At 61.5% G+C, this 3,532-nt stretch carries 3 protein-coding genes; all 3 read left to right on the plus strand.

Going from position 1 to position 3,532, the window contains the following annotated elements; translation table 11 throughout:
* The first annotated feature begins 187 nt into the window (after nucleotides 1-187).
* The gene (locus CVV76_RS24065; protein ID WP_146010391.1) at nucleotides 188-1,174 is read left to right on the plus strand and encodes a tetratricopeptide repeat protein; all 987 of its coding nucleotides are present in this window, start codon (nucleotides 188-190) and stop codon (nucleotides 1,172-1,174) included.
* A 436-nt stretch (nucleotides 1,175-1,610) separates the two neighbouring features.
* Entirely contained in the window at nucleotides 1,611-1,868 is a 258-nt protein-coding gene (locus CVV76_RS24070) for a helix-turn-helix domain-containing protein (protein WP_102227226.1), read from the plus strand.
* A 202-nt stretch (nucleotides 1,869-2,070) separates the two neighbouring features.
* The coding region (gene tnpC, locus CVV76_RS24075; RefSeq protein WP_102227227.1) for an IS66 family transposase at nucleotides 2,071-3,532 on the plus strand (1,462 nt) is incomplete at its 3' end.

Here is a 3,532-nt window from a genome sequence, read left to right on the forward strand (position 1 = left end):
GGCAGCAGTGGGCCGGGAGCTGCGACGCACCAAAGCGATCACCGATATGCGCCCCGCTGCGTTGCCGCATGATCCAGAGAACGGCAGCTCTGCGTTCCTTACCCGAGCCGGAAGTGTTCGATGAACTTCCTCAGCAGGCTCAGGGCCTTCGCGGGCGGACGTGTCCGAGGCCGGGCGGCGGCTTGGCGTGCGCTACGTGCTGCTTGGCAGTATCCAGCGCGCGGTCGACAGGCTGCGCGTCAGCGTCCAACTCGTCGAGGCGGCCACGGGCACGCAGCTTTGGGCCGAGTGGTTCGACCGCCGTGTCGACCACATCTTCGCGCTGCAGGACGAGATCGCGCTCTCGCTGCTCGGCGCTCTGGTCCCTGGCCTGCAGCGGGCCGAGATCGCGCGGGTGCACCGCAAAGGCCCCGAGAGCCTCGACGCCTACGACCTTGTGCTGCTCTCTCGGCGCGACGTTGATTCCGGCATGCCGGACCGTGTGCGGCGTGCGCTGGCCGCGCTCGAACGCGCCGTTCTGTTGGAGCCGTCCTACGCGATGGCCCATGCCAACATGGCGATGTGCCACCACTGCCTGTTCCTGCGCGGCGGCCTGAAGGAGGAGCGTCGCGCGGCCTCGATCCAACATGCGCGCGAGGCAATGCACCACGGCCCGGACGATGCGACGGCGCTGGCGCTTGCTGCCTTCTCGATCGGGGTGGACGGCCACGACCGGGGCAGGGCACTCGCCGCCTTCGAAACGGCGCTGACACTTAGCCCTTCCTGCGCGATCGCCCTGATCCTCGGCAGTGTCGTTCTGGGCTGGGGCGGCGAGGCAGCCCGCGCCATCGAGTGGAGCGAGCGCGGCCTTCGCCTCAGCCCGTTCGACCCGTGGGCTTTCGCCGGCTATGATGCGCAGGCGATGAGCCATCTGCTGCTCGGGGATTTCGAGGAGGCGAGCCAGGCGGCCTATCGATCGGTTCAGGCCAATCCATCGCACAGCATCACTTATGTGCAGCTTGCCGCCGCGCTTGCGAAATTCGGCAAGATGTCCGAGGCGCGCGCCGCCGCCGCGCGGGTGCTCGAGCTCCAGCCCGGCTTTCGCTATGGGCTCCAGTTTACCGGGGTCAACTGCGCCCCGAAGCTCGCGCAGGTGCTTGGGGAGGCCCTGGGCTGCGTCGGTTTGCCCGCTTAACGGTTAAGCTTGTCGAAACCACCAGCGCTATGAACGGGGAGCGAACCGAAGAACCTCAGCGGCGAGGATGGCCGTGCCCTGCGCACGTCGCGATTGGCGACGCTCAGCTGAAAAGTGGCGGCTCTCGGGCGCATCATCGGTGCCATCGAAGCGGTGCCAGAGGATTCGCCCGTGCAGCGCGCTTGCGAAAAATGCCTGATCTCTTGAGCCGGAACCAACGGAGACACACTGCGAACGACCTTGCAGAGAGGGGCTTGTCCTGGGCCAGACGGCCAGATGACCGCTGTAATCCAACGATATTGACCTCGCGAAAATTGCCGGCTAGAAGTGCCTCAGCGCCCGCGACTCAACGGCGTTATTGTTTGTGTTCACGCAAAGGATTGATCTTTGCGTCTTTCTCCGCCATGCCATAAGGCAGTGATTCGCGGAGAACCTCATGGCTCGCAACGACTTCCCGGTTGATCGAGAGCGTCACGCTCGGATCAAGTATCAGCTCGACTTGCGTGGCCTGTCACTCGCAGACATAGCGCGCAAAGCGAACGTCGGGGCATCCGCGGTCAGCGTCGTGTCCTTGGGAAGGAGCCGGTCAGCCAATATTGAAAAGGTTTTGGCCGAAGCCTTGGGCACTACCGCCGAGGAACTTTTTCCCGAGCGCTATCCCTCCCACAGCGAGCAGGAGGCGTCGATGACCTAGATTTCAAAAGGCTCTGGAAAGGTTGAGGCCCCGGGACGGCAATCCCAAGGGCCTCGGAAAATCGCGTGCAGCGATACCCTCTCCATTCCAGAAAAATTGTCGAAAGTCAAGTGGCTCGTTCGCGGCATCGCGGACGTGATCGCTTGGTCTTGCACTGGAGTCAGCCGGGTAACCATCTTCCCGGCTCCGAGGGATGTACGAAATGGACTTGATACAAAGGGCCTGTGAGCGCCTTTCGAGTCATGCCGATAGCGTGGTCCGAGATCTGGGTAAGCAGATATCGGATGCGGACCACATACGCGATGATGAGATGACTGTCTTGAAGGGCCGCCTGTCGTCGGCCAAGGCCCAGATGAAGACCCTGAAGGCCGAGATCGCGCGCATGGAGGAGAGGCTCAAGGACCTGAAACAAATGCATTTTGGTCCAAACAGCGAAAAGAGTGAAAGCGAAGAGGAGGACGGCGACGGAGAGGACAACGGCCGACCAGACAGCGGCGGAGAGGAATCCTCAGCTGGGAACGAAGGCGGCCTGGCTTCGAAGGTCACGACCGCGCCACCGCAGACGAAGCAACGCGGCATGCTCGGCCGCCAGAAGGTAACAATTCCGGATCACCTTCGCCGTGAGGAGAAGGTTGTTGAACCCGATCCGTCGCAGTTTTGTTCCTGTGGTTGTCGCCACCGTGTGATCAGCGAGCAGGTCATCGAGCGGTTGGCCTACAAGCCCGCGGAAGTCTACGTCGAGGTGTTGAGGTATCCCAAATACTCCTGCCAATACTGCGACCTATTCGTGCAGGCCCCGGCCCCCGATCGAGCACTACCTAACTCGCGCTACAGCGAAAGCCTGGTGATCGCGATCCTGATCGCGAAATACGCTGACTTCCTCCCTCTTTTTCGGCTCCAGCAGATTTTTGGCCGCTCGGGGGTGCGCATAAACAGGACCTCGCTCACTCGTCTTGTCATGCGCGCCAGCAAGATCTTGCGGCCGATCTATGAGGCCCTCATCGCCGACCTGAAGTCGTCCTCGAAGCTCTTCATGGATGAAACCAGGATACCTCTCCTCGACCCAGGCCGGGGGAAAACGAAGACCTGCTATGCGTGGGCACTGTGTCGTGACGATCGACGGTGGGGCGGCAACAAGCCGCCTGCGGTCGCGTTCCACTTTGCCACGTCCCGGGAGGGGCGCCACGCTGAAGAGCTTCTGACCGGTTTCAGTGGCACCCTGCAGGTCGATGGATATGCCGCCTACTTGCGCTTGACTGACCCCAACCGCCCCGGGGGGCCGGTGGTACTAGCTAATTGCTGGACACATGTCCGTAGAAGGTATTGGTTCATCTTAAAGAATTCGACGTCGCTGGAAGCGAAACACGCGTTCGACAAGATCAAAAGGATCTATGCAATTGAAGCAGAAATCAAGGGCCAGCCGGCCGCGTTGCGGCAAGCGGTGCGGGCAGAACGTAGCACCCAGATAGTGGACGGGCTCTTCTCCTATCTGGAACAGATCAGACCGGAAATCCGCGGGAAATCGAAACTTGGCGAGGCGATCGACTACACAATGAAGCTACAAGATGGGCTTCGCGTCTTTCTCTCCGACGGACGGGTCGAAATCGACACGGATGATGTTGAGAAGCCCTTTTCTCGTCTATTCTCACGAAGGCTTGGGCTTT

The sequence above is a fragment of the Acidimangrovimonas sediminis genome, from assembly GCF_002871005.1.
Taxonomy (GTDB): domain Bacteria; phylum Pseudomonadota; class Alphaproteobacteria; order Rhodobacterales; family Rhodobacteraceae; genus Acidimangrovimonas; species Acidimangrovimonas sediminis.